The organism is Flavobacterium sp. UMI-01, assembly GCF_019656315.1.
In the GTDB taxonomy this organism is placed as follows: Bacteria; Bacteroidota; Bacteroidia; order Flavobacteriales; family Flavobacteriaceae; genus Flavobacterium.
Genome location: NZ_BPLU01000006.1, coordinates 175,862 through 196,823, shown reverse-complemented (window position 1 = coordinate 196,823; position 20,962 = coordinate 175,862). Strand labels below are relative to the sequence as shown.

Annotated in this window: 26 protein-coding genes and 1 tRNA gene; 8 read left to right on the top strand and 19 right to left on the bottom strand. The window is 31.8% G+C overall.

The annotated features are described in order from the left end of the window. Nucleotides 1-6: 6 nt before the first annotated feature. Together K5R64_RS03245 and K5R64_RS03240 are read left to right on the top strand one after the other, a co-directional pair. The gene (locus K5R64_RS03245) at nucleotides 7-1,365 is read left to right on the top strand and encodes a HEPN domain-containing protein (protein WP_220760829.1); all 1,359 of its coding nucleotides are present in this window, start codon (nucleotides 7-9) and stop codon (nucleotides 1,363-1,365) included. A gap of 35 nt (nucleotides 1,366-1,400) precedes the next feature. Continuing rightward, nucleotides 1,401-2,372: an AAA family ATPase gene (locus K5R64_RS03240; protein ID WP_220760826.1), complete on the top strand. Its 972-nt coding sequence runs from the start codon at nucleotides 1,401-1,403 to the stop codon at nucleotides 2,370-2,372. A gap of 66 nt (nucleotides 2,373-2,438) precedes the next feature. Here the strand turns inward: K5R64_RS03240 and K5R64_RS03235 are convergent, their stop codons facing one another. The 15 genes from K5R64_RS03235 to K5R64_RS03165 form a co-directional block, all read right to left on the bottom strand. Next, nucleotides 2,439-3,098 (bottom strand): NUMOD1 domain-containing DNA-binding protein, encoded by a 660-nt coding sequence (locus tag K5R64_RS03235; RefSeq protein ID WP_220760824.1) that lies wholly within the window; start codon nucleotides 3,096-3,098, stop codon nucleotides 2,439-2,441. 16 nt (nucleotides 3,099-3,114) lie between these two features. Next, nucleotides 3,115-4,638, bottom strand: coding sequence for a hypothetical protein (locus tag K5R64_RS03230; RefSeq protein ID WP_220760822.1), 1,524 nt, complete (start codon nucleotides 4,636-4,638; stop codon nucleotides 3,115-3,117). Between the two features lie 508 nt (nucleotides 4,639-5,146). Further along, nucleotides 5,147-5,395, bottom strand: a complete 249-nt coding sequence (locus tag K5R64_RS03225; protein ID WP_220760819.1) for a hypothetical protein — start codon at nucleotides 5,393-5,395, stop codon at nucleotides 5,147-5,149. Between the two features lie 57 nt (nucleotides 5,396-5,452). Continuing rightward, entirely contained in the window at nucleotides 5,453-6,430 is a 978-nt protein-coding gene (locus K5R64_RS03220) for a DUF3871 family protein (RefSeq protein WP_220760817.1), read from the bottom strand. Further along, entirely contained in the window at nucleotides 6,411-7,304 is an 894-nt protein-coding gene (locus K5R64_RS03215; protein ID WP_220760815.1) for an AAA family ATPase, read from the bottom strand. The genes K5R64_RS03220 and K5R64_RS03215 overlap by 20 nt, the downstream gene beginning before the upstream one ends. Before the next feature lie 121 nt (nucleotides 7,305-7,425). Then, complete coding sequence (locus K5R64_RS03210) at nucleotides 7,426-7,770, bottom strand: hypothetical protein (RefSeq protein WP_220760813.1); 345 nt, start codon at nucleotides 7,768-7,770, stop codon at nucleotides 7,426-7,428. A 410-nt stretch (nucleotides 7,771-8,180) separates the two neighbouring features. Next, nucleotides 8,181-8,447: a hypothetical protein gene (locus tag K5R64_RS03205; protein WP_220760810.1), complete on the bottom strand. Its 267-nt coding sequence runs from the start codon at nucleotides 8,445-8,447 to the stop codon at nucleotides 8,181-8,183. A 105-nt stretch (nucleotides 8,448-8,552) separates the two neighbouring features. Continuing rightward, complete coding sequence (locus K5R64_RS03200) at nucleotides 8,553-8,900, bottom strand: hypothetical protein (RefSeq protein ID WP_220760808.1); 348 nt, start codon at nucleotides 8,898-8,900, stop codon at nucleotides 8,553-8,555. An 87-nt stretch (nucleotides 8,901-8,987) separates the two neighbouring features. After that, the gene (locus tag K5R64_RS03195; protein WP_220760806.1) at nucleotides 8,988-9,353 is read right to left on the bottom strand and encodes a hypothetical protein; all 366 of its coding nucleotides are present in this window, start codon (nucleotides 9,351-9,353) and stop codon (nucleotides 8,988-8,990) included. Between the two features lies 1 nt (nucleotide 9,354). Further along, nucleotides 9,355-9,837 carry a hypothetical protein gene (locus K5R64_RS03190; RefSeq protein ID WP_220760804.1) on the bottom strand — a complete coding sequence of 161 codons (483 nt, stop codon included), beginning with the start codon at nucleotides 9,835-9,837 and terminating at the stop codon, nucleotides 9,355-9,357. A gap of 16 nt (nucleotides 9,838-9,853) precedes the next feature. Next, nucleotides 9,854-10,276 carry a hypothetical protein gene (locus tag K5R64_RS03185; protein WP_220760802.1) on the bottom strand — a complete coding sequence of 141 codons (423 nt, stop codon included), beginning with the start codon at nucleotides 10,274-10,276 and terminating at the stop codon, nucleotides 9,854-9,856. 21 nt (nucleotides 10,277-10,297) lie between these two features. Continuing rightward, nucleotides 10,298-10,669 (bottom strand): hypothetical protein, encoded by a 372-nt coding sequence (locus K5R64_RS03180; protein ID WP_220760800.1) that lies wholly within the window; start codon nucleotides 10,667-10,669, stop codon nucleotides 10,298-10,300. Nucleotides 10,670-10,686: 17 nt separating this feature from the next. Then, nucleotides 10,687-11,118, bottom strand: coding sequence for a hypothetical protein (locus tag K5R64_RS03175; RefSeq protein ID WP_220760798.1), 432 nt, complete (start codon nucleotides 11,116-11,118; stop codon nucleotides 10,687-10,689). 54 nt (nucleotides 11,119-11,172) lie between these two features. Continuing rightward, nucleotides 11,173-11,463, bottom strand: a complete 291-nt coding sequence (locus tag K5R64_RS03170; RefSeq protein WP_255580285.1) for a DUF4919 domain-containing protein — start codon at nucleotides 11,461-11,463, stop codon at nucleotides 11,173-11,175. A gap of 43 nt (nucleotides 11,464-11,506) precedes the next feature. After that, nucleotides 11,507-11,830: a DUF4919 domain-containing protein gene (locus K5R64_RS03165; RefSeq protein WP_220760796.1), complete on the bottom strand. Its 324-nt coding sequence runs from the start codon at nucleotides 11,828-11,830 to the stop codon at nucleotides 11,507-11,509. Nucleotides 11,831-11,925: 95 nt separating this feature from the next. Between K5R64_RS03165 and K5R64_RS03160 the strand changes: the two genes are divergently transcribed. Continuing rightward, nucleotides 11,926-12,162, top strand: a complete 237-nt coding sequence (locus K5R64_RS03160) for a helix-turn-helix domain-containing protein (protein ID WP_220760794.1) — start codon at nucleotides 11,926-11,928, stop codon at nucleotides 12,160-12,162. Nucleotides 12,163-12,268: 106 nt separating this feature from the next. Here the strand turns inward: K5R64_RS03160 and K5R64_RS03155 are convergent, their stop codons facing one another. The 3 genes from K5R64_RS03155 to rseP all read right to left on the bottom strand — a co-directional run bounded on the left by K5R64_RS03155 (nucleotide 12,269) and on the right by rseP (nucleotide 15,266). Continuing rightward, nucleotides 12,269-13,489, bottom strand: coding sequence for a site-specific integrase (locus K5R64_RS03155; protein ID WP_220760792.1), 1,221 nt, complete (start codon nucleotides 13,487-13,489; stop codon nucleotides 12,269-12,271). 224 nt (nucleotides 13,490-13,713) lie between these two features. Beyond that, a tRNA-Asn gene (locus K5R64_RS03150) sits at nucleotides 13,714-13,787 on the bottom strand. Between the two features lie 135 nt (nucleotides 13,788-13,922). Continuing rightward, a complete protein-coding gene (gene rseP, locus K5R64_RS03145; protein ID WP_220760789.1) occupies nucleotides 13,923-15,266 on the bottom strand; it encodes an RIP metalloprotease RseP in 1,344 nt (447 codons plus the stop codon). 210 nt (nucleotides 15,267-15,476) lie between these two features. On the opposite strand from rseP, the gene K5R64_RS03140 reads away from it, so the two are divergent. Next, entirely contained in the window at nucleotides 15,477-16,517 is a 1,041-nt protein-coding gene (locus K5R64_RS03140) for a Gfo/Idh/MocA family oxidoreductase (protein WP_220760787.1), read from the top strand. A gap of 281 nt (nucleotides 16,518-16,798) precedes the next feature. Here K5R64_RS03140 and K5R64_RS03135 read toward each other — a convergent pair whose 3' ends face one another. Then, on the bottom strand, nucleotides 16,799-18,139 hold the full coding sequence (locus K5R64_RS03135) for a serine hydrolase (protein WP_220760785.1): 1,341 nt from the start codon (nucleotides 18,137-18,139) through the stop codon (nucleotides 16,799-16,801). Between the two features lie 183 nt (nucleotides 18,140-18,322). Here K5R64_RS03135 and K5R64_RS03130 point away from each other — a divergent pair, with 183 nt between their 5' ends. The 4 genes from K5R64_RS03130 (at nucleotide 18,323) to K5R64_RS03115 (ending at nucleotide 20,907) form a co-directional block, all read left to right on the top strand. Beyond that, complete coding sequence (locus K5R64_RS03130; RefSeq protein WP_220760783.1) at nucleotides 18,323-19,537, top strand: aminotransferase class V-fold PLP-dependent enzyme; 1,215 nt, start codon at nucleotides 18,323-18,325, stop codon at nucleotides 19,535-19,537. Between the two features lie 10 nt (nucleotides 19,538-19,547). Further along, nucleotides 19,548-19,991 carry a hypothetical protein gene (locus tag K5R64_RS03125; protein ID WP_220760782.1) on the top strand — a complete coding sequence of 148 codons (444 nt, stop codon included), beginning with the start codon at nucleotides 19,548-19,550 and terminating at the stop codon, nucleotides 19,989-19,991. Next, complete coding sequence (locus tag K5R64_RS03120; protein WP_220760780.1) at nucleotides 19,981-20,400, top strand: SufE family protein; 420 nt, start codon at nucleotides 19,981-19,983, stop codon at nucleotides 20,398-20,400. Before K5R64_RS03125 ends, K5R64_RS03120 begins: the two co-directional genes overlap by 11 nt. A 93-nt stretch (nucleotides 20,401-20,493) precedes the next feature. Further along, on the top strand, nucleotides 20,494-20,907 hold the full coding sequence (locus tag K5R64_RS03115) for a GxxExxY protein (protein ID WP_220760778.1): 414 nt from the start codon (nucleotides 20,494-20,496) through the stop codon (nucleotides 20,905-20,907). The last annotated feature ends 55 nt before the right edge of the window (nucleotides 20,908-20,962 follow it).

The following is a 20,962-nucleotide window of genomic DNA, read 5'->3' as shown; positions in this document are numbered from 1 at the left end:
CGAACTATGCAATCCTATTTCGGACATATATTTTTACCAAAAGATGATGACTTTCAAGAAATTGAAGGTGTTCGACTATATATAGATGTTGATCAATTTTGGATTGAAGCTTCAGTAAACTTATTAGGTGTAGAAAAATACAATATTATTAGTGGAGCATTTACAGGATTAGGATATGTTTCACTTTTAGAATGTAATATAAAAGAAACTTTGTCAGGAGATGGAGGATACGAAGGTAAATTGAGTGTAAATTACATTTTATGTGGAATTCAAATAGACAACGAGGATGATTTAAAATTTTCAAGTCTTTCTGTAACTATGCCCAGTTTAATGAAGTGGATAAACAAAACTGTTTTTAAAGGATATTTAATTGGTGATGAAAAAATGTCAATTGAATATCCAGAAACAATTGATTTTGGAAATTTTGGAAACTTTACTTTAGAAGCTTTTTTTGGATTTAATCAAAATTATGATAATGAAAGAACAATTATACTTAAGGATTTTATAACTTTAAAAATTAGAGCAAATAACTCTAATTTGTCACTTTGGGAATTTCTTGATATTTATAGGAAATTTAAAAAATTCCTAGCCTTTATTAATGTATTTGAAAAAAACAACGATTCTTTTGTATTCTTCAATAATAATTTTAAACATAAATTCAACGATTCTCCTATTCGTATGAAATTTTATATGAGTTCTTTTAATTTTAGGGATGCAGGAATAAATGATGTGAGAACTCCAACATTTGATATTGTTAAAGAAAGTGTTAATTCAATTTTACAAAATTGGTATTCAAAATCAGATATTTATCATAGTGTAAATTTAATTTTAGAAAAATACTTTCAAGCACGATTAAGTAGAGAAACCTATTTTTTAAATAGTTGCTTTGCCATAGAAATATACCACAGAAGGTTTCAGAAAAACAATAAACTTCCTTCTGCTGAATTCAAAAAATTAAAGAAAGCAATTATTGAAAAATTAGAAACTCCTCAAGAAGTAGCATTTTTTAAAGATAAATTATCTTATGCTAATGAACCCAGTTTTAGAGAAAGGCTCTTAAGTTTTAAAGAATACCTTTTATTTATACTCCCAAAAAACATTGACAGTGATAATTTTATCAAAAAAGTGGTTCTAACCCGAAATTATATTGTTCATAGAGGTTCATCTGAAAACACATTTTCTGGACTTGAATTATATTATGCATCAATTTATATTGAAGCATTAACAAAATGGTGTATTTACAAGGAAATAGGGTTTACAAATCATCAATTATTATCCATGTTTGAACATACGAAAGAACATATAAGTGGAATGTTTGGCTTGAATAAAAGATTGCAAACTGGTATAAAGAAATTAGACAACTAAATTTTTTGTCCTGTCCCTAATATAATTCAATATATTTGGACATAAATATTTTTTATGATTTTATGAGTGAGGTTATAAATTCAAACTTTAAAAGTGCTTTTGATTTATATGATTTAGAAACAGAAGCTATTCCCAAACTATTACATCCTTTTTTACAAAAAGTTGGCTTAGCATCCTTAGTAGGAACTTCAGATTCTGGGAAATCTACCTTTCTTCGACAATTAAGTTTGGCTATTGTGTTTAAGCAAGAAACTTTTTTAGGTTTTAAAATTGATGGTACTACACACAAAGTATTATATGTAAGTACTGAGGATGATGCAAATGCAGTAAGTTATGCTATTCGTAAACAAGTGAATCAACTTTATTATGAAAACGATAGCTTAGAAAAAAGTTTATTGAAGAATCTGGAATTTCTTTTTGAAACTGAGAATCTGTTGAGTGAGTTAAAATACAAATTAGAAAATGACCCTGTAGATTTGATTGTAATTGATGCGTTTACAGATGTATTTACAAAAGAATTAAACTCTAACATTCAAGTTAGACAGTTTCTAAATGAATATGATAAACTAGCCAAATCCTATGGTTGTTTAATTTTATTTTTACATCATATTGGTAAAAGTACAATGCGTAATACTCCAAGTAAAGATAGTATTATTGGTAGTCAAGCTTTTGAAGCTAAAATGCGTGTAGTACTGGAAATTCGTCCTCATAAATACAATACCAATTTTAAAGATTTATGGGTTCTAAAAGCAAATTTTCTTGAAGCAAAACTAAAAGCTAAAAGCAGCGTATTGGCGATGGATGAGAATTTAATTTTTTATAATACAGGTGAAAAATCAGAAAAAAACTACATTGCAAAAACTAATAATACTCAATTAATAGAAAAGGTTTTAGCTTTGTATAGGGAGGGACATTCATTTAGAAAAATTGAAGAAATGCTCAAGGATACAGAATTTAAAATAAGTAAATCAGCAGTTGCTGAAATAATAAAGAAATATTCAAATTAGGATCAATACTTATTTAAAATTTCACATAAAAAAAGACGGCTTTTTAGACCGTCTTTAATTTTTTATTTAATAATAATTCCAAATATATCCTCCACTATTATCACGTTCATTCCGGCAACATCTAGTAATACATGTTTTAGAAATTCCAGTTTTCCTCGAAGCTTCGGATGCTGAAAAATAGCGAGCTATTTCCTCTCCTTTTAGGCTATATTGAACGACTTGTTTTTTTCTATTATCAGGTTCAATCACAAATGGTTCTTTGTAATCATAACTCCACAAATATCCTCCTAATTTATGGTTTACACTCCAACAAGCTCTGGATATGTCCTGTTTTCGAACGTTAATATTATTTCCTGCGGATGTTAAATCATCAAAAGTAGCATTTAAAGTTCCATCTAGATTATATTGGTAAACTGTTTTTTTGATACCTCCTCCTCTATCTGAATTGTAACCTTCTTCAACTGCTTTGTTTTCTAAAATATATTTAACCTCTTTTTGGGCTAATTCATCTGTAGAAGTTGCTGTATCAATTTGAACCCAATTAAAGGAATGGTGTCCATATGTACTGATAGCAGAATGAAATTTGCAATTTGCTCCTGTATTAGATTTTTGAATATGATCTTTTTTTCTGTCATCGATTGATTGAGTCGTAGCTCCGATATAGATTTCTCCTGTTTTAACATTCTCTGCTTTGTAAATAATGTACATATTAATTGTATTCTCCATTTTTTCATTTTCATTATTAATAATTTATTTCTGCAGTAGTAAACACATTGCATTGCAGTACCACTTTATCCATAATTGTTTTCACAATTTCAGCTTCACTCTTTTTACAGAATAAAGCATCATAAACATAGCCAACGTAGATTCCTGATTTATTTAATTGCTTTATGCATTCAGTCATAATTTCTACTTCTTTTGTAAAAAACATCATGGATGTAATTTTATGTTTAATAGTACTATTCCATTTTTCCTGTTCTATAGCTTTAAGCATTTGGGGTTCTGAAGATTCATAGTATTTATAAAGTTTACTGTGCTTCATTTCTCTTGGCGTTTTATTAAAAAATGAAAGGTGTTCTATTTTTACTTCATTCTTAGCAATGCCACTTTCTTCAGCAACTAATTCGTGAGTTAAGAATTTTTTTGAACCTCCATAAATTGACATCGCAATATTGGGATGCAAGGCTTTATAATCTACTTCAACAATAGACTCTCCATCAATTTTAACTGTATTTCTAATCCAACTTGGCATTAGTGTAAAACTATCTACAACTCGTCCACCAGCTTTTTTATCTTTTGCTTGTGGAATCATATACCCTCTTTTAGTAAGGAATTCAAATAATTTAATGTTATCCTCAACAAAACTTCTTGAATCGGTATTTTTAAAATATGACTTTGGATGCTTGTTTAAAAATGTTAATGTTTTGCCTTTTTTATTTTTATGGTTATTTTTTACCAGTCTTTTAGCTTCTGATAATAACTCATACTTGGTTGGTAAATCAATCCTTGCATATAGTGCTATTAGATTTGATGCAATTGTATTTTGTTGAGCCTTTTGTAATTGAGTATAAAAGTACTTTTTCCTTTTTTGAAGAATATCATTGTCTTTTATAGTATATTCCGTTAGACCAGCATTGTAAAAAGTGTCCGTCAGACTGTAAGATTTACAAGAAACGCCCTCTTGGTATGTTTCATTACCCAAACTATTAGTTTTAACTTGAACAATGCCCTCTGTTGTATTTGTATTGTATTTAAGAACATTAAATATTTTAGGATAAATACGGGTATTATTGTTCCCTTTTTTGGTTTGAGTATCCATTATAGTTGATGATAATTCTTTCCATCTTTTTTCTGAATAAATTGTAGATGATAGGCTTGAAAGCAGAACTATGCATTTTTCAATTGCAATTGTTCTATCATTGTCAATGGCTTTTAAATACGCATTAGGTACGTTTTTCTCGAGATGTCTTTTAGCTTTTTTAGGAATATATATTGTGTCAATATTCTGAAAAAAAAATAGCGGAAAACTGGAATTAAAATCAGTCTCATTATCAGTCTTAATAACCTCTGTATGTCCTGTTTTTACAAGGTTTTCTACATTATTATTTGTGGTATTGTTTCCAGTAACATATATGAAGTTAGATATAGTTGAATTAGAATTAGAACTGGAAGTTAGATTAGAATATAAATTTGCGGATTGATTTAATTTTTCCGCATTGTTAAAAGTAATTTGCTCAATATGAGCGTTGTTGGTTTGAATTGTCATTTAAGATTATTTGATTAATAAAATTGAAATGCAATCACTTAAGAATATATTTATAGTTATATCAGTTTTTTATGGGTTTGCAGTAATGACATTTTTGAATTGGTAGTAAACTTGTGTAGAGTCTTATTTCTTAAATAGATTGCGAAATTGAAATAGCTCAATAATAGCAAATGTGACTTTATAGGAAAGATTGGTTGTAACAGGTTTGATTTGGATTAATCACCTTACTCGAAGTATGAGTAAATTTCAAGTTACAAATATAATACATTAATTCATTAAAAGCAAGTTTTTTCCCATATTTTTCATACTGTTTTCTAATTATATTTTATAATTTTTTCAGATTATAGAAAAGCGAAATTCTATGAATATTTTAGAAATTTAACCTCCTCATAATCATAAAAAAATCGCTTTTAATCTAGATTTACTTTTTCAGGGTTTTTTTGATGGGGGCAGAAAACGACTCAAAAGTTTGGTTATACAAAATACAACATAACTGCCTCTTAGCTATTTATATAAGAATTTCAAAGTGGTAATAGTAATAGGCGTTCATTTCAATAATATACACCGTTTTAATTTCACTTGTAACCTTAATTTCAGTAACTAAAACTATTTGCCCTTTCAGTAGCCAGCCTACATTATTTAGTACAAGCACTCTGAATGGGCATTTTAATTGGATTAGTTGGTTATTCCATGTGAATACATAGATTTCTTTTGGCGAACTGTATTTGAGTATTTCAGCTAATTCATGGTCTGTCATGATTAATAATTTTAAAAAACTAAATGGATTCTAAAATGATCCTATTAGCCATATATACTAATGCAGAAACCAATTGTATGATTGATTTTCAACGCTAATAGCTAGGTGATTGATAAACTCGTATGCATTGACATTACGTTCTAAATTACTATCGATGTAAGTGCTCTTGTTAGCTTCAGTCAATAAATTGTATAGTTTCCAAAAGTTTATCGATTTATTATCCGACTTTGAGAAGTATGGATCTAAATTGTAATCTCGTAGTACAATGTTTAATTGAGTGTCGTTTACAGCTAATGGAAATAGTTGTTGTTTTTCTTCTTTGTTCAAGTGAGCATACAATTTCATCTTGCCTATTAGGTGGCAAAACTGTGTTTCTGACAAACTCAAATCATTCATTTTCTCTAGCTGAATGAGATGTTCTTTCTTTTTATAGCTATTAATTAAATCATAAACTTTAGATTTTAACTCCAATACTGAACCTACTTTAATGTCTTCCTTCAATCCATCAGTTGAGATGCATAAATTGGTACAAACTGTATTCTGAAAACCTATAAAAACCTTGAATTTCTCCAATGATTTTTTACTAAAAAGATTCTCCTGATTGTAACTTCGTACCCCGCCAATTGTCAAATTGAGTTTGTTGCCATTGATTGTTTCACTGATTTCAGGCACTTCAATAGCAAATGCCATACGCTCGTAATAGATAGTTTTTTCATGCTCTAGCAACTCTTTTGCAGGCTTCCCAATTGCATTTGGGGTTCTACCTTTGATTACGTGAGAAACTCTAATATCAGGCTGTAAAATACCGTTGTAATTGAGTATGTCTTCCACAACTTCTTTGGTGCTATTGATAAATTCATAATGGCTAATGGTACATTCGTTGTCTTTAGCAAATACTGGAATAGTACAATCATTTTTTAAGTGTTCCATATCAGTACTAATAGTATTAGCTTCAATAAAATTTCTTTTTGGGAATACAATTACTTCCTCTTCATCAATCACCTGATGTATTGGGTTATTTATGACTAAATTCATTTTTTTCTGGTTTAGATTGTTGAATAATTTGTTCGTTTGGGATTAGTTGCTGATTAGCATTGTCAAGAGCTTCTTTACGAGAGATTATTAAAGGATATAGCTCCTTGCTTAAATGTGGGTATTGAGCGTATACTAATTTTAAATTATCCTCAGATGTACAAGAGTTTATTTCATTTTTAATCTCTTCCAATGAAATTCCTTGATTGCACCATTCTATCAAGCGTTTACCTGTAGAAGAATTAATTATAAATTCTGGTTTACCTGAAAATAATTCAGTCCTGTCTTTAGATGCTTGTACTAGATGGTTATCGTTCAGGAATTCAAAGTTGACTGTCAGTTCGTACTCATATCCCTCACGAGTAACTTCTTTCATGCCTACTTTGCTGACCTTAGTTTTACCATCTGAACCTTTGTCAATACTATAATCAACTTTTCTTCTGCTTGTGGTAATGATATGGCATTTAGAAAGTATGATAGCATCGATAAAGGCATTATGTCTAGGTGTAACCTTTGCCCAATCCTGGAATCTTCCTCCCAGTTGTTCGTGAATCTCTAGACAGCCTCCTTTTGATTGCCATTCATGACTAATACTATCAATGATTATTACTTCCATATTTGCTTCTTCACAAACTTGGATTGCTTTAATATATCTTTCAGGTGAAAATGGTTCATCTAGAGATAGCACATTAAAATCTCCTAGATGGGAATATAAACTAGCACTATTATTTTCAGTATCAATTATGGCAATTTTCTTCCAGTCATTAGTCATTCCAAAAGCAAGTAATAATGCTGAATAGGTTTTTCCAAATCCTGATGGTCCTGATAGACCAATTCGTAACTTGACTTGATGTCTTGTAGCTTTTTGTAGTTTCATAATTAAAAATTTATTGGGTTATAATTTTTTTAGAGTATGTCAAATAATCTAAGTTCGTGACATAAAAAAAAGGGATTCCCAGTCAGGAACCCCTTGTTGATATTTTAAATATTCACGATGTCTAAGCAACAATTTCTTTTGGAATCAAGTTGTTGTTTAGAACTTCTTCTTCAGCAAAAATGTACTCATAACGGTGGGATAGGGTAATGATTTCACCAGTATCTTTTACGGTGTATTCATAATCATCGCACGCTACTTTCTTTACATTTCCTTCAAGTGTAGTACCAATTAAACTTTTGCAAATGGTTTCATTGAAAGTTGTAGGAACTGTTGCTGTTTTTGCAGTGAAATACATTTTACCTGTTTGTGTACTTCTTACTGCTTCTACTCCTCCTTGAACTACTAGTCCAAAGAAATTTTCTCCGTTTTCTTTTGAGAATGTCTTGTAATCTGTGATTGTAACCATGGTTTTAAAATTTTAAGATTATTATACATTTTTGTGAATCCCCACATCCTAACGACGGGGGGCTATCACCCCATTATTAAAAGTGTGGGGTGGGTCTGATTGATTAGATCGCGCTTTCAGAAATGAAAAAAAAATTAAAAATTTTAAAAAATAAAAAAGGCTCAACATATTTACTAGTTGAACCTTGTGTACTTAAATTATAATTGTATTTATCTAACCTAAAATGGTAAATCATCTAATTCTTCGTTTGTAAAATGATGAACTGGTTTTCTAGCATTTTCAAGAGTAGCATTATCTAGCTTAAAAACAAAACATTTACAAATGTCACTGCACACTCCATTTTCCTCTTCAAATATGAGATTGTAAAAAGTGTTGGATACATTTCGTGTAAAAGAATAGCCAATACTACCTTAATTACATGTGGTAGAATTACAAATACCACTATGCGCAATTAAATGCGTGTCCTTATTTGCTTTGAATTCTGTTTTTATATTTTTGAGAAACTCCTCTTTTTTATCAGTTGGTAAATAATTTTCAGTCAAAATTTTAAGCTGGTCTATATCCATTACTGAAATTGCTTTTACGATAAGGTCGTGAATAGTCTCGCCATTTTTAATAAAAGTAAACTCTCCCATTGTACCAAGTTGTTCAAGTATTTTTATTTGTTCTGGTGTCATGGTTATACCTTTTTAAATTAGAATTTTGCACCAAATAATATTTCTAATCTGCTACAAAACAACTTGATTTCTGCTATCTATGGGTTTGAATTTTTAGTAGTTTCCCTAAAATGGCATTGTGTCTAAATAGATTTCATCAGCTGTTACTTTTACTCTTATTGAAAGTCGAGAATGTACATGTACGCTATCGTATAAGTTATAATGTAACATGTTTTTGTCCTCTTCCCAATTTGGATTTTCAATCTTAAAAGTCATTGGTTCAACAGAATTGTTTTTTGCGGATAGAAGCATTTGTTCAAAGAAACAGTAAAACCTTGTTTTATCTGGCATATCTGTTGTTACTTTTTCAGATTGCAGATAGGGTAAAAATAGATTTGGATTGAAATTGAGACAAGATTCAACAAGTTTATTTAGGATTGCTCCCTTTGCGTATTCTTGTTTGGTTTTTTCCATATTCAAACTTTTTAATAACTACACTAAGTTAAGAGTATTTTGTTGTTGAGGGATAAGTTCATTTTTAAAATTATAATCGAAAATGTTCTAATTGTTTCTAAAAAAGCACATAATAATAAATAATATAAAACCAACAACTCCTATTAATGATAGAATTACTGATAAAGAAATTATAGCTGGAGCAACACAAACCACACCTATTAATATGAAAACCATACCGATTAGACCCCATGAACTTTTTGACTTTACTAAAATTAAATATCCTAGAAACAAAAGAATAATACCAGGTAATAAAAGTGACAATGTTGATTCAAAGTTCATCGGATTTCCAATAATATCATCTGAATGATAACTCCCTCCTATAGGTTCATAAATATCTTCTTGTGAAAAAAGAATCTTTGATTGAAAAAAAAAGATAAGTGTAAAAAATAAATTATTGAGACCATTTCCCATTTTACAAACAATTTAATTCGTTAATTAATATTGATTTGTTTTCTGTAACTGTCGCTCCATAGATATTACCATTCATTTTGAAAAACAAAGTTTTCAAAGAATTACTTTTAAGAATTTTTGTACTTAAGTTGTCTAATTCAAATAAAGCAACAGTTAAATTTCTTCCATTCATTTTGATTTGGTTTGAATTTATCAATTTTAAAACAATACTTTTTTGACTAGTATTTTGAATGGTTAAATCACCTGTCACATCCATTGGTTTTATACCAACAAATAACACAGATAATCCAACCATAAACTTATTTGTTGTCTCGTTTTTATAGATTGCAGCACCAACTTCATAATTGGATTGTCTTATGACAGGTTTTGGATTAAAATATTTTATTGTATTCCCGTCTGGCCGATTGTTGATTTTGAAATCACATTGCGCATTTGCTATTACATTAACTAGTAATGTCATGATAATTATTAAGTAGTTTTTCATTTTTTATAAATTAAGATTAATTTTTTATTCCAAATACTGCTACTGTACCAGCTTCAGTATAAAGAATTATTATGTCATCTAAATTGCTATGTATCGCAATTGTGCATTGAGTTCTAGTTGGGATGTTATTGATATACATTTTTGCAGGATAAAAATAATATATTCCAGAATCTGCTTTCTCAGTTCTTTTTGAGCCTGTAATTTGATATTTTAAACTCAACGTTTCGCCATCTTGATCTTTATTCATTATTGTAACACTTCCATTTGTTTCTGGAAAATCATAAACATCAATAATGATCGTATTTAATTCTGGTTTGAAAAAATTTTTAGTTGTATCATTAGGGTTGTTAAACGAATTGAATCGACTTTGGTAACTTCCATTAATATTTTGTGAGTAACAAATCGTATGGAAAATTATGGCTACAATAATTTTTTTCATTATATGGCATATTAAGGTTTCTTAGTTTTTTACTCTTTTATTATAATTTTTAATTGCTTTATTATATTTTTTATCTATCAGATTTAAGTATGAATCGACTTCATTAAAACTCATAGAATTAGTTTCTTTAAGTAAATTTATGTACTCTATAATTTCATAGATATCTTGTTTAAACTTTAGGTCAGTATCTAATTTTAAAGCTTTTTTAGTTAAATTATCATAATAATAAATATTGTTTTTAATTGTCTCTATTTTTTGTTCAGCCATTGCTTTGTAATAATCTGGATTTGGCACTTCGGGGTTAAATGTTGATGTTGATATTTGACTGTATCTGCTTTGTGCGTAGGATGATATTGCTATAAATAGTGACAATAGGATAATTATTTTTTTCATATTAGGTTTTTTTTAAGTTAATTAGAATAGTAAGTCCAGTTACCTAAATAGTCTTTTTTGTAAGTTCCTAAGATATTTCCATACTTGTCTTTTTTAATGTAATTACCGAGGTAATCCTCAGATAAAGTATAAATTACATTACCGTATTGATCTTTTTCAACTTTATTTCCTAAATAGTCTGTAGATTGAGTACTCTGAGTATTTCCATATTGGTCTTTTTTTACTGTATTTCCATTGTAATCTTTTGATTCAGAATTTATTACTTTTCCATTTTGATCTTTCCAAACAAAATTTCCTAGATAATCTTTTGAACCTATTGCGATAATACTACCGTACTGGTCTTTTGCCACGGTATTTCCTAAATAGTCTTTTGAATAGGTAATGTTGTTTTGACCAAAACTTGTTATGCTTAGAAGTAAAAACAAAATAAATAGATTGATTTTTTTCATTTTTAAGAGTTTAATTTTTGCTTACTATATTCAGTTTTCAGCTTTCCTGTTTGTTTAATATTTCATTCTGTATGTAGTCCTTGAAACATCAAAAAAGATTCCTTTTACATTTTTATCATTTGGTTCAATTTCAATGTATTCATAATTTTGATCAATAAATACGGGGTTTTTAACGGGGCTAAAACCTAGTATTGAGGTAATTTCATATTCGGCTGAAACGCTTGTTACTGCAAACGCAGTTTCTTTAGTTAGTCCGTCTCCAGAACTTAAGATTGCATCAAAAATTAATGAGATTTGATGTATACCCTTCATAAACTCCTCATTATTTTTTTGCGTTTTATAAATTGCAAGTTTGCCATCAATTATTCCTGTTTCAAATGGATTTCTTTCAAGGACTTTTTTTCCTGAAATCCAGAGCTTTTAACAGAGATTCTTTTGTATTTAGTTGCTCATATTTTGAAATACTATCCAAGAGCCCATTGAACTTAAAATTTTTGAATTTTTCTTGAAAAGTGAATCCGTAGTATAAATGTCTTTTTTGATTCAATGTTAGTGTTGTGTCTCCCTTTTGAAATCTAGCCATCAACTCAGGATAGTAAAGTTCAGATTTATTATTTTTTATATTTTCACCGATTAAATTATAATTAACTGGATTTTGGGAGAAAATTGAAATACAAATCAGCAGCATTATAGGGGGTATTATTTTTTTCATAAGTAGGATTTTTAAGTATTTTAAGTTTCAATTTCTTTTCAAATATAGGCAAATATGCCTACCTAAAAAATGCTTTATTCAACGAATTTTATTTCGTGGATAATCTGAATAAAAAAAACATATTAATCAACTTTGGAGAAAATCTCCGTAAACTTCGTTTGTCTAAAGGTCTTACGCAAGAACAGTTGGCAAATGAGATAGGTGTAGAAATTTCTCAAATTAGTAGAATTGAAAGAGGGGTTATTAATACTTCAATAACAACTCTATATACCATTTCAATGACCTTAAAAATTGATATTGATGAGTTTTTTATTTTTGATAGTGAATCTTAATTCCAACTTAATTTCTAATAAGGATCACTTTTATTATTATTTCAATGTACTAATCACAAAGAAAGTGGGATTATTCTTTTATTACAATACCCACTTTTAGTGATATTTACTTTTTTTGCTGTTGATTAATTTTTAATTTCAATCTACCCATTACTTCACTCACTTTTTTCTGTACAACCTTACCATAGCTTTCCTGAGTAATAGTCATATTAGAATGCCCCAAAAGTTCTGAAACGATTTCCATTGGGACATCATTGTATAGTAACACAGTGGAAGCAAATGTTTTTCTGGCAATATGGTGAGTCAGATTTTTTTCAATACCTGCTATGGCAGCTATTTCTTTAAGATAGGAATTAAACTTTTGATTGCTAATTTTAGGAAACAGCAATTCCTTGTTTGAAGTGTATTTATCAATTATATCTTGTGCTATAGGAAGAATGGGGATAGATATTTGACGTTGTGTTTTTTCTCTTTTCATTTGAATCCAATTCATTCCGTCAAAGCCCATTAGTATATGCTTTTTTTCTAATGATGTCATCTCATTAAATGCCAATCCTGTGTAGCAACAGAAAATAAATAGGTCTTGGATAAGGCTCAATCTCTTTTGTTTTAATTTTAAATTTTCAAGTGATTTAAGTTCTTCATTGGTAAGGAAAATAATTGTTTTACGGACTGTTTTTGTTTTATGAAGTATAAAGGGATCCCTGTCCAAATATCCTTCTGAAATAGCTTTTTTTATTGGTGTTCTGAATCTTTGAATGGTTTTGTTGATGGTAATTTGACTTTGTTTCTTTTCCGTTTTTAAGTAATAGTCAAAATCATCCAGAAACTGTAAGCTCAATTCTTCTAATGGGAAATCAGTTTTTTTGAATTTCCATTTTAGGAAAGCTTCCAAATGTTTGCCAACATACTCGAACTTATCGTAGGTGTTTGCTTTTATTTCTAATCCTACGAGTTTTTTAATTTTAGAAAGATATTGTTTATAATAGGAGAGAACCTTTTCTTTTTTCTTGATTTCCTTTCCAAGGTATTTGTTGTATAGGTCGTCAATAGTAAAACTACTTTCTTCCATGCTTAAAATGGTGTAAAGCTTGTTAAGTTTTGATTTTATATTGTCCAGTTGGGTATTATAGAGCTTAGCTGATTTATGAAGATTTAAAATTATTTGACTTTTATTGTCCCAATTTGATGCTTCAATTTGAATTCCTGTTGCAAACTGTTTTCTTATTCCATTTAGCGTAATTCTACAATATAATGGTGATTGATTTTTCTTGTTTGTTCTGTTTTTAGCCTGAACAAAAAGGATTTTGAAATTGTGTTTTGTCATAACTTTTGGTTTTAGTTAGACATACAATTTGTTGCGATAAAAAAGTGTTACCTTTTCAGAAAAATATGTTACCTAATATGCTACCTTTTTTTCTCAAAAAAAACTATCAAAGTTGTCATAATAGAAAATATAAATTCCTGTTGTAAACCTTTGTAAAGTGTTGATTTCATTGACTTACAGCCAAAAAAAAAGACCTTACAAATGTAAAGTCTTTTCTAAAGAAGCTCCCCCTCTTGGGCTCGAACCAAGGACCCTCTGATTAACAGTCAGATGCTCTAACCAACTGAGCTAAGGAGGAAACTGTATAATTTAAATGCGTACAGGTATGTTTGTGTGCTTAATTTGAACGTTGTGTTTGTTTGTTTAAGCGGTTGCAAAGATAGGGCTAAATTTGATATCTGCAAGCAAAAATTAAATTTTTTTTCAATTTTTTTTATCGCCCTACGATTGCCTTGTAAATGTCGTTTCCGTTAGCAAATAGTAGGAGTGAGATAAGTAAAACAAAACCAACCATTTGGGCATTTTCTAGGAATTTGTCGCTTGGTTTTTTACCGCTGACCATTTCGTATAATAAAAATAATACATGACCTCCATCCAATGCTGGAATAGGCAATAAGTTCATTACCCCAAGCATAATCGATAACAAAGCAGTAAGCGACCAAAAGATTTCCCAACTCCAAGTACTAGGAAAAATATCAAATATGGCTTTAAAACCCCCTACTTGTTTGTAAGCACCTGTATCAGGATTAAAAATCATTTGCAATTGTTTGCCATAGGAAACTAATTGGTCTTTTCCTTTTTGGATGCCCACAGGAATAGATTCTAAGAAACCAAATTCTTGTTTGCGTACTTTATAATATCCTAATTGTTCTAAAGATTCCATGCCTAATCCCCCTAATTGAACCCCCAGTTTTCCATCGGTATTTACCGCTACCGATACAGGTACTTCTTTGTGGTCACGCAAAACAGTTGCCGAGATGGTTTTGTTCTTATTGGCTTCTAAAATTGTTTTGGCTTGATCAAAATACTTTATCTTTTGGTTGTTCAAGGCTAAAATCAAATCTTTGGGTTGCAAAGAGGAGTTAGGTGATTCAGGAGTTACAGCACCAATTACAAACGGCATACGTAGCGCAACTAGATGTCCTTTGTCTTCTTTTGTCAATTGATCCACGATATCAGCTGGCATGGTTAGAGTTTGTGTTGCACCGTTTCTTTCGATAAGGACTTCTTTCCCCATGACAATTTTCATGTTGATTTGATTGTCAAACTTGACTATTTTATCACCATCTATGGCGATGATTTTGTCTCCTGTTTGAAAACCTATTTTTTGTAAAACAGGATTTTCAATCAACAAACCGTCTTGCATGTCTTGCATAGCCACATACGTATCCCCATAGGTAAAAGCCATTCCAATGTAAATAATGAACGCCAAAATAAAATTCACCGTTACGCCACCTAACATAATAATCAAACGTTGCCAGGCTGGCTTAGAACGAAATTCCCAAGGTTGTGGTGGCAAAGCCATTTGTTCCTTGTCCATGCTTTCGTCAATCATCCCAGAGATTTTTACATAACCTCCTAATGGCAACCACCCAATACCGTATTCAGTTTCTCCAATCTTTTTCTTCAATAAGGAGAATTTCACATCAAAGAATAGATAAAATTTTTCGACTCTGGTTTTGAATAATTTGGCGGGGATAAAATGCCCTAATTCGTGAAGGATAATCAGTAAAGATAAGCTCAATAAAAACTGAGAAAGCTTGATAAATAGTTCCATTATAAAATTTTAATTCTTTTTTTTAACTCACAAAAGTAAGCTTTTCTATTGTATTTCTTTTGCAATAATACGCTATAACCTTTTAAATGTTTGTTAATTAATGAGAAAATAAATACTCTTTTTGACAATCCAATTTATTTTTGTTTTTTTACTTTATCAGTCAAGCAAAACAACCCAAACGAACTTTCAAAAAAACAAAAAGTAAGCACCATGCAAAAAATAAAAACAGCGCTCCTTTCCTACGGCATGTCAGGCAAAGTATTTCATGCTCCTTTTTTACACCTTCACCCCGGATTTGAGTTGATGGGCTCATGGGAACGTTCGAAAAAGGCCATACAAGTAGATTATCCAGAAACCGTAAGTTTTCCCACACTCGAAGCGGTTTTAGAAAGCGATGCCCAACTGATTGTTGTTAATACACCCACAGCAACGCATTATGAATTTGCCAAAAAAGTCTTGGAAGCTGGCAAGCACGCTATTGTCGAGAAAGCTTTTACAACGACGTTGGCAGAGGCCAAGGAATTGGCAGCTTTGGCACAGCAAAACGGACTGAAACTGGGCGTTTTCCAAAACCGCCGTTGGGACAGTGATTTCAAAACCGTTAAAAAAGTCTGTGACCAAGGACTGTTAGGAGAACTCATCGAAGCCGAGTTTCATTATGACCGCTATAATCCTGAACTGAGTCCCAAAACCCACAAAGAAACCCGTAATGAGGGCGCAGGAATCCTCAAAGATTTAGGGCCTCACTTGATTGACCAAGCCTTGTATTTGTTTGGGTTTCCGCAAGCTGTACAAGCAGATATTCGCATTACCCGCGAACATTCTTTAGTCGATGATTGGATAGATATTGTCTTGCAGTATCCTAATTTTAGAACACGCCTTAAAGCGGGCTACTTTAACCGTGAAACGATTCCGTCCTACATCCTTCAGGGCAGGAAAGGTTCGTTTTTTAAAATGCGAGGCGATGTTCAAGAAGACCATTTGAAATTGGACCACAAACCCAATTTACACGATTGGGGAACCGAAGACAAAGCCCACGAAGGACTATTGCATACCGAAGTGGAAGGCAAAATCATCCGCGAAAAAATCCCTACGCTTCAAGGCAATTATTACGATTATTTTGACGGGATGTATCAGGCCATTTGCAACAATTCTCCTGAACCCGTTACCGCGCAGGAAGGAATTCAAGTGATGCAAATCATCGATGCCGCTCAACAAAGCCATAAGGAAAAAAGAAGCATTTCATTGTAATCATAAATTTTTTTAGCAGGAGTACCACGGGTGATTTCTATAATTACGTTCGCTCCTGCTGTCCGCTGTATCTTTATTGGGGTTCCAAAAATGAACCCCAATAAAGGATGCCGCTCCCATCAGGACTAGTAAGGACTTCTTTTTTCCAAAATCCGCAAATGCAAACCATAAAACGATTAGTATGGTGATTATATATTTCGCTCCTCTTTATACCCATCCTGAATAAAAGTCGTAATAAAGCTCCATCGGAGTAAATTCTTTTACTATCTGAGTTCCAGTTTCTAGTGAATCGAAGCACTAACCGATTGCAAAAAGTGGTTAAAATTAAAACCGTTTTCTTCCTTTAGCCCCATTCGTACAATCACCAATTCTTTTGACGGAATGATGGCGACCATCTGTCCTTGAAACCCACTACAATAATACATATCCCGAGGCACATCAGGAAAATGTCCGCCCGCATTGAGCCAGAATTGTGCGCCATAGCGTCCGTTAGAAGTTGCAGTGGGGGTGTGAGTGTAACGCACCCAGCTAGGCGAAAGAATCTGTTCGCCGTTCCAATTGCCTTGGTGTAAGTACAACAAACCAAATTTTCCCCAATCACGAGCTGTCGCCCAGCCATACGAAGAACCAATATAATTTCCTGCCATATCGGTTTCAATCAGCATCGAGTGCATTCCTATTTTGTCGATGAGATTAGTGTACCAAAAATCCAAGTATTCTTGATGGGTTTTGAATTGGCTCCGCAAAATTTTAGATAATAAGTTGGTCGTACCTGAGGAATAGTTCCAGTGCATGTTGGGTTTGTAAACTGAGGGTTTTTCTAGTTGTACCTTGCCCATGTCTTCGGCCTGAAAAAGCATTTGGGTAGCATCGCAAATGGTGTTGTAGTTTTCAACCCATTCTAATCCCGAATTCATCTGGAGTAAATTATTGGTGGTAATGTTTTTTCGTTCGTCGTTTTGCCATTCAGGAATGGGAGCAGGTTTGTAAATGTCGAATTTGCCTTGTTGTGCCAGTACTCCAAAAACCGCACTGGTAATGCTTTTGGTCATGGACCAGCCCAATATTTTACTTTTTTCGTTAAAACCTTTGGCGTATTTTTCGGCTATGATTTTGTCTTTATAGATGACTACAACCGCCCGAGAACGTTTTATTTTTTGGTTCCCCGTATCAAATGCATTTTGGACAGCAGAATTCAATTTTGAATAATCTATGTTTTCAAAAAGGGTGTCTTTAGGTTTTTCATCTCCATAAGGATAGAGACCTGGGGTTGCTTTTAAACGTTTGGGAACTAAATAAGGTTGGCTCGTATCAAAATCATCATGGATTAAAGTTGCCCCAAGACCTTCGCGATAAATCGCTTTGCGTTCTTTGATGCCGTAAACAGAGGCAGTGGCAAATTTTCCCACTTCATTAATACTATTGGAAGCCAAATCGACCAAGTCTATATCATTGTCTTGTGCTTCTATCAATTCCAGTGGACGCCGGTCAATAAAATGTCCCGAAGCAACACTTTTGGCAGAAAAGCCAGAAATCAAATCCAACTTAGGATAGGTGTTCCAGCCAAAATAAATTAACAGTAGAATGAGAAGTAGGGCAGAGTACTGGAGTATTCTTTTCATTTTCAGTTGATTTTACTGCAATTTAATTATTTTTCAGTAACAATTTTGAAGATAAGTAGAGAAACTTAAATGATTCAATTGTTTTCCAAAACTATATTGTAATCAAATCCTAAAAATTCGTGAATAGGTGATTAAAACCATTTAGAATTAGTACTTTTGTGTTTAGAATTTTTCTAAATAATTATGTTAGACTTACAAAAAATAAGAGCCGATTTTCCTATTCTTTCTCAAAAAGTAAACGGAAAACCTTTAGTATATTTCGATAACGGAGCTACTTCTCAAAAACCTCAGGTGGTCATTGATGCAATAGCCCAATATTACCAAGAAATTAATGCCAATATTCATCGTGGAGTGCACACGCTTAGCCAGTTGGCTACTGATGCGTATGAAGTAGCGCGCGGTAAGGTACAAGCCCACATCAATGCGGAACATGCCCATGAAGTGTTGTTTACTTCAGGAACCACTTTCGGGATTAATTTGGTTGCCAATGGTTTTGCTTCTATTTTAAAACCAGGCGATGAGGTAGTGGTTTCTTCATTGGAGCATCATAGTAATATTGTGCCTTGGCAAATGCTTTGCGAAAAAACAGGAGCTACTCTAAGAGTCATTCCGATGAATGAAGACGGGGAATTGATTATGGCGGAATACGATAAATTGTTATCGGATAAAACGAAAATCGTTACCGTGAATCATATTTCCAATGCCTTAGGAACAGTCAATCCTGTGAAATACATGATTGAAAAAGCGCATGAAGTGGGAGCAGCTATTTTGATTGATGGCGCGCAAGCCGTACCGCATATCAAACCAGATGTTCGAGAATTGGATTGTGATTTTTATGTGTTCTCTGGTCATAAAATGTGTGGGCCTACGGGAACTGGAATTTTATACGGAAAAGAAGCTTGGTTGAATAAACTACCGCCTTATCAAGGAGGTGGAGAGATGATTAAGGAAGTCTCTTTCGAAAAAACAACGTATGCTGATTTGCCTCATAAATTTGAAGCGGGAACGCCTAATATTGCTGGAGGAATCGTTTTAGGAACTGCTATTGATTATATGAATTCTGTAGGTTTTGAGAACATTCAAAAACAAGAATTGGAGTTGTTGGAATATGCCACCAAGCAATTAGTAGCAATTGAAGGTTTGCGTATATATGGAACATCCAAAAATAAAACATCAGTGATATCGTTTAATATTGAAGGAATCCATCCGTATGACATTGGTTCGATTGTCGATAAGTTAGGAATTGCAGTGCGTACAGGACATCATTGTGCACAACCCATCATGCAGTTTTACGGAATTCCGGGAACTATTCGCGCATCGATTTCTTTTTACAATACCAAAGAAGAAATTGACAGTCTGGTTGCAGCGGTCAAAAAAGCCCAAATGATGTTGTCGTAAAACATAAATTATGAAAATACTCTCACTATTGCTTTTCAGTCTTCTTATCTCAAAAAGTGGATGTGAACATTCAAATCAAGATTTGAAAACGGCAGTAATTGAATATGTTGCTCATTCGAGAGGTTTTTATCAAAAGACAACCATTAATAATCAGGAAGTTTGGGTAAGTAATGATCGTTCAGGAAACGAAAAGCGTAATAAAATAAAAATATCAGATACGGATTGGAAAGCCTTGGTGAAGCTGTTTGAAAAAGTAGATTTAGAGCAACTAAAAACTTTAAAATCACCTACACAAAAACGATTTTATGACGGAGCAGCAATAGCGAATCTGAATATTACATACAAAGAGAAAATCTATGAATCGGCTTCGTTTGACCATGGATTTCCTCCAGAACAAATAAAAGAAATAGTAGAAAAAATAAATTCTTTTGCAAAACAAAACAATGACAATTAAAGCAATACAAGACGAAATAGTAGATGAGTTTTCGATGTTTGATGACTGGATGGAACGTTACGAATACATCATCGAACTGGGTAAAAAATTACCACTCATTAAAGAAGAATACAAAACCGACAATAATTTAATCAAAGGCTGTCAATCCAAAGTGTGGCTTCAAGGAGAACAAGCCGATGATAAAGTTGTTTTCACGGCTGATAGTGATGCCATATTGACCAAAGGAATCATTGCTATATTGATTAGAGTGTTTTCAAATCAAACACCAAACGATATCATAGATGCCGATATGAGTTTTATTGACAAAATAGGATTAAAAGAACATTTGTCACCAACAAGAGCCAATGGATTGGTCTCGATGATTAAAAACATCAAGATGTATGCGATAGCATTCAATGCTAAGGCTTGATTTTTTAGAACTTTTTTCAACCATATAAGCCATGTAAGTTTTTTTTCTTAAATAAACTTAAACTATATTTAGTTGATTAAAAAACTAATTGTTATGTGTATAACGAAAAGCAGGTTGAAAGATTTAGTTTATGAGTTGAACGGAGCCGCTATAGAAGTTCATAAAAGTATAGGCCCAGGCCTATTGGAATCGGTGTATCATCAATGTTTAAAAAAAGAACTTGAATTACGAAAAATAAATTTTATCTCTGAATTAGCAATACCTTTAAAATACAAAGGATATGAATTAGAGTCTAAGTTAAGGTGCGATTTATTTGTAGAAAGCACATTAGTAGTAGAATTGAAATCTGTTTCTGAAATGAGTCCGCTTTTTGAAGCACAATTACTAACTTATATGAACTTATTGAATGCTCCAATGGGATTATTAATTAATTTTAATGTTAAAAATATTTATTACGAAGGCCAAAAAACCATAGTAAATGAATATTTTAGAAGTTTAAATGACTAACAAAAACATCTAAGTATTAAGTTTGAGGAATAAAAACTTAAATTACTTATATGTT

Coding starts and splice junctions, on each gene's coding strand:
- K5R64_RS03210 (WP_220760813.1), bottom strand. CDS start 7,770: ATGGTTACAATCACAGATTACAAGACATTCTCAAAAGAAAACGGAGAA.
- K5R64_RS03200 (WP_220760808.1), bottom strand. CDS start 8,900: ATGGAAAAAACCAAACAAGAATACGCAAAGGGAGCAATCCTAAATAAA.
- K5R64_RS03185 (WP_220760802.1), bottom strand. CDS start 10,276: ATGAAAAAAATTATTGTAGCCATAATTTTCCATACGATTTGTTACTCA.
- K5R64_RS03140 (WP_220760787.1), top strand. CDS start 15,477: ATGCAAAAAATAAAAACAGCGCTCCTTTCCTACGGCATGTCAGGCAAA.
- K5R64_RS03195 (WP_220760806.1), bottom strand. CDS start 9,353: ATGGGAAATGGTCTCAATAATTTATTTTTTACACTTATCTTTTTTTTT.
- K5R64_RS03205 (WP_220760810.1), bottom strand. CDS start 8,447: ATGACACCAGAACAAATAAAAATACTTGAACAACTTGGTACAATGGGA.
- K5R64_RS03155 (WP_220760792.1), bottom strand. CDS start 13,489: ATGACAAAACACAATTTCAAAATCCTTTTTGTTCAGGCTAAAAACAGA.
- K5R64_RS03190 (WP_220760804.1), bottom strand. CDS start 9,837: ATGAAAAACTACTTAATAATTATCATGACATTACTAGTTAATGTAATA.
- K5R64_RS03130 (WP_220760783.1), top strand. CDS start 18,323: ATGTTAGACTTACAAAAAATAAGAGCCGATTTTCCTATTCTTTCTCAA.
- K5R64_RS03175 (WP_220760798.1), bottom strand. CDS start 11,118: ATGAAAAAAATCAATCTATTTATTTTGTTTTTACTTCTAAGCATAACA.
- K5R64_RS03165 (WP_220760796.1), bottom strand. CDS start 11,830: ATGAAAAAAATAATACCCCCTATAATGCTGCTGATTTGTATTTCAATT.
- K5R64_RS03245 (WP_220760829.1), top strand. CDS start 7: ATGCAATCCTATTTCGGACATATATTTTTACCAAAAGATGATGACTTT.
- K5R64_RS03125 (WP_220760782.1), top strand. CDS start 19,548: ATGAAAATACTCTCACTATTGCTTTTCAGTCTTCTTATCTCAAAAAGT.
- K5R64_RS03220 (WP_220760817.1), bottom strand. CDS start 6,430: ATGAATTTAGTCATAAATAACCCAATACATCAGGTGATTGATGAAGAG.
- K5R64_RS03135 (WP_220760785.1), bottom strand. CDS start 18,139: ATGAAAAGAATACTCCAGTACTCTGCCCTACTTCTCATTCTACTGTTA.
- K5R64_RS03115 (WP_220760778.1), top strand. CDS start 20,494: ATGTGTATAACGAAAAGCAGGTTGAAAGATTTAGTTTATGAGTTGAAC.
- K5R64_RS03235 (WP_220760824.1), bottom strand. CDS start 3,098: ATGGAGAATACAATTAATATGTACATTATTTACAAAGCAGAGAATGTT.
- K5R64_RS03120 (WP_220760780.1), top strand. CDS start 19,981: ATGACAATTAAAGCAATACAAGACGAAATAGTAGATGAGTTTTCGATG.
- K5R64_RS03230 (WP_220760822.1), bottom strand. CDS start 4,638: ATGACAATTCAAACCAACAACGCTCATATTGAGCAAATTACTTTTAAC.
- rseP (WP_220760789.1), bottom strand. CDS start 15,266: ATGGAACTATTTATCAAGCTTTCTCAGTTTTTATTGAGCTTATCTTTA.
- K5R64_RS03180 (WP_220760800.1), bottom strand. CDS start 10,669: ATGAAAAAAATAATTATCCTATTGTCACTATTTATAGCAATATCATCC.
- K5R64_RS03225 (WP_220760819.1), bottom strand. CDS start 5,395: ATGACAGACCATGAATTAGCTGAAATACTCAAATACAGTTCGCCAAAA.
- K5R64_RS03215 (WP_220760815.1), bottom strand. CDS start 7,304: ATGAAACTACAAAAAGCTACAAGACATCAAGTCAAGTTACGAATTGGT.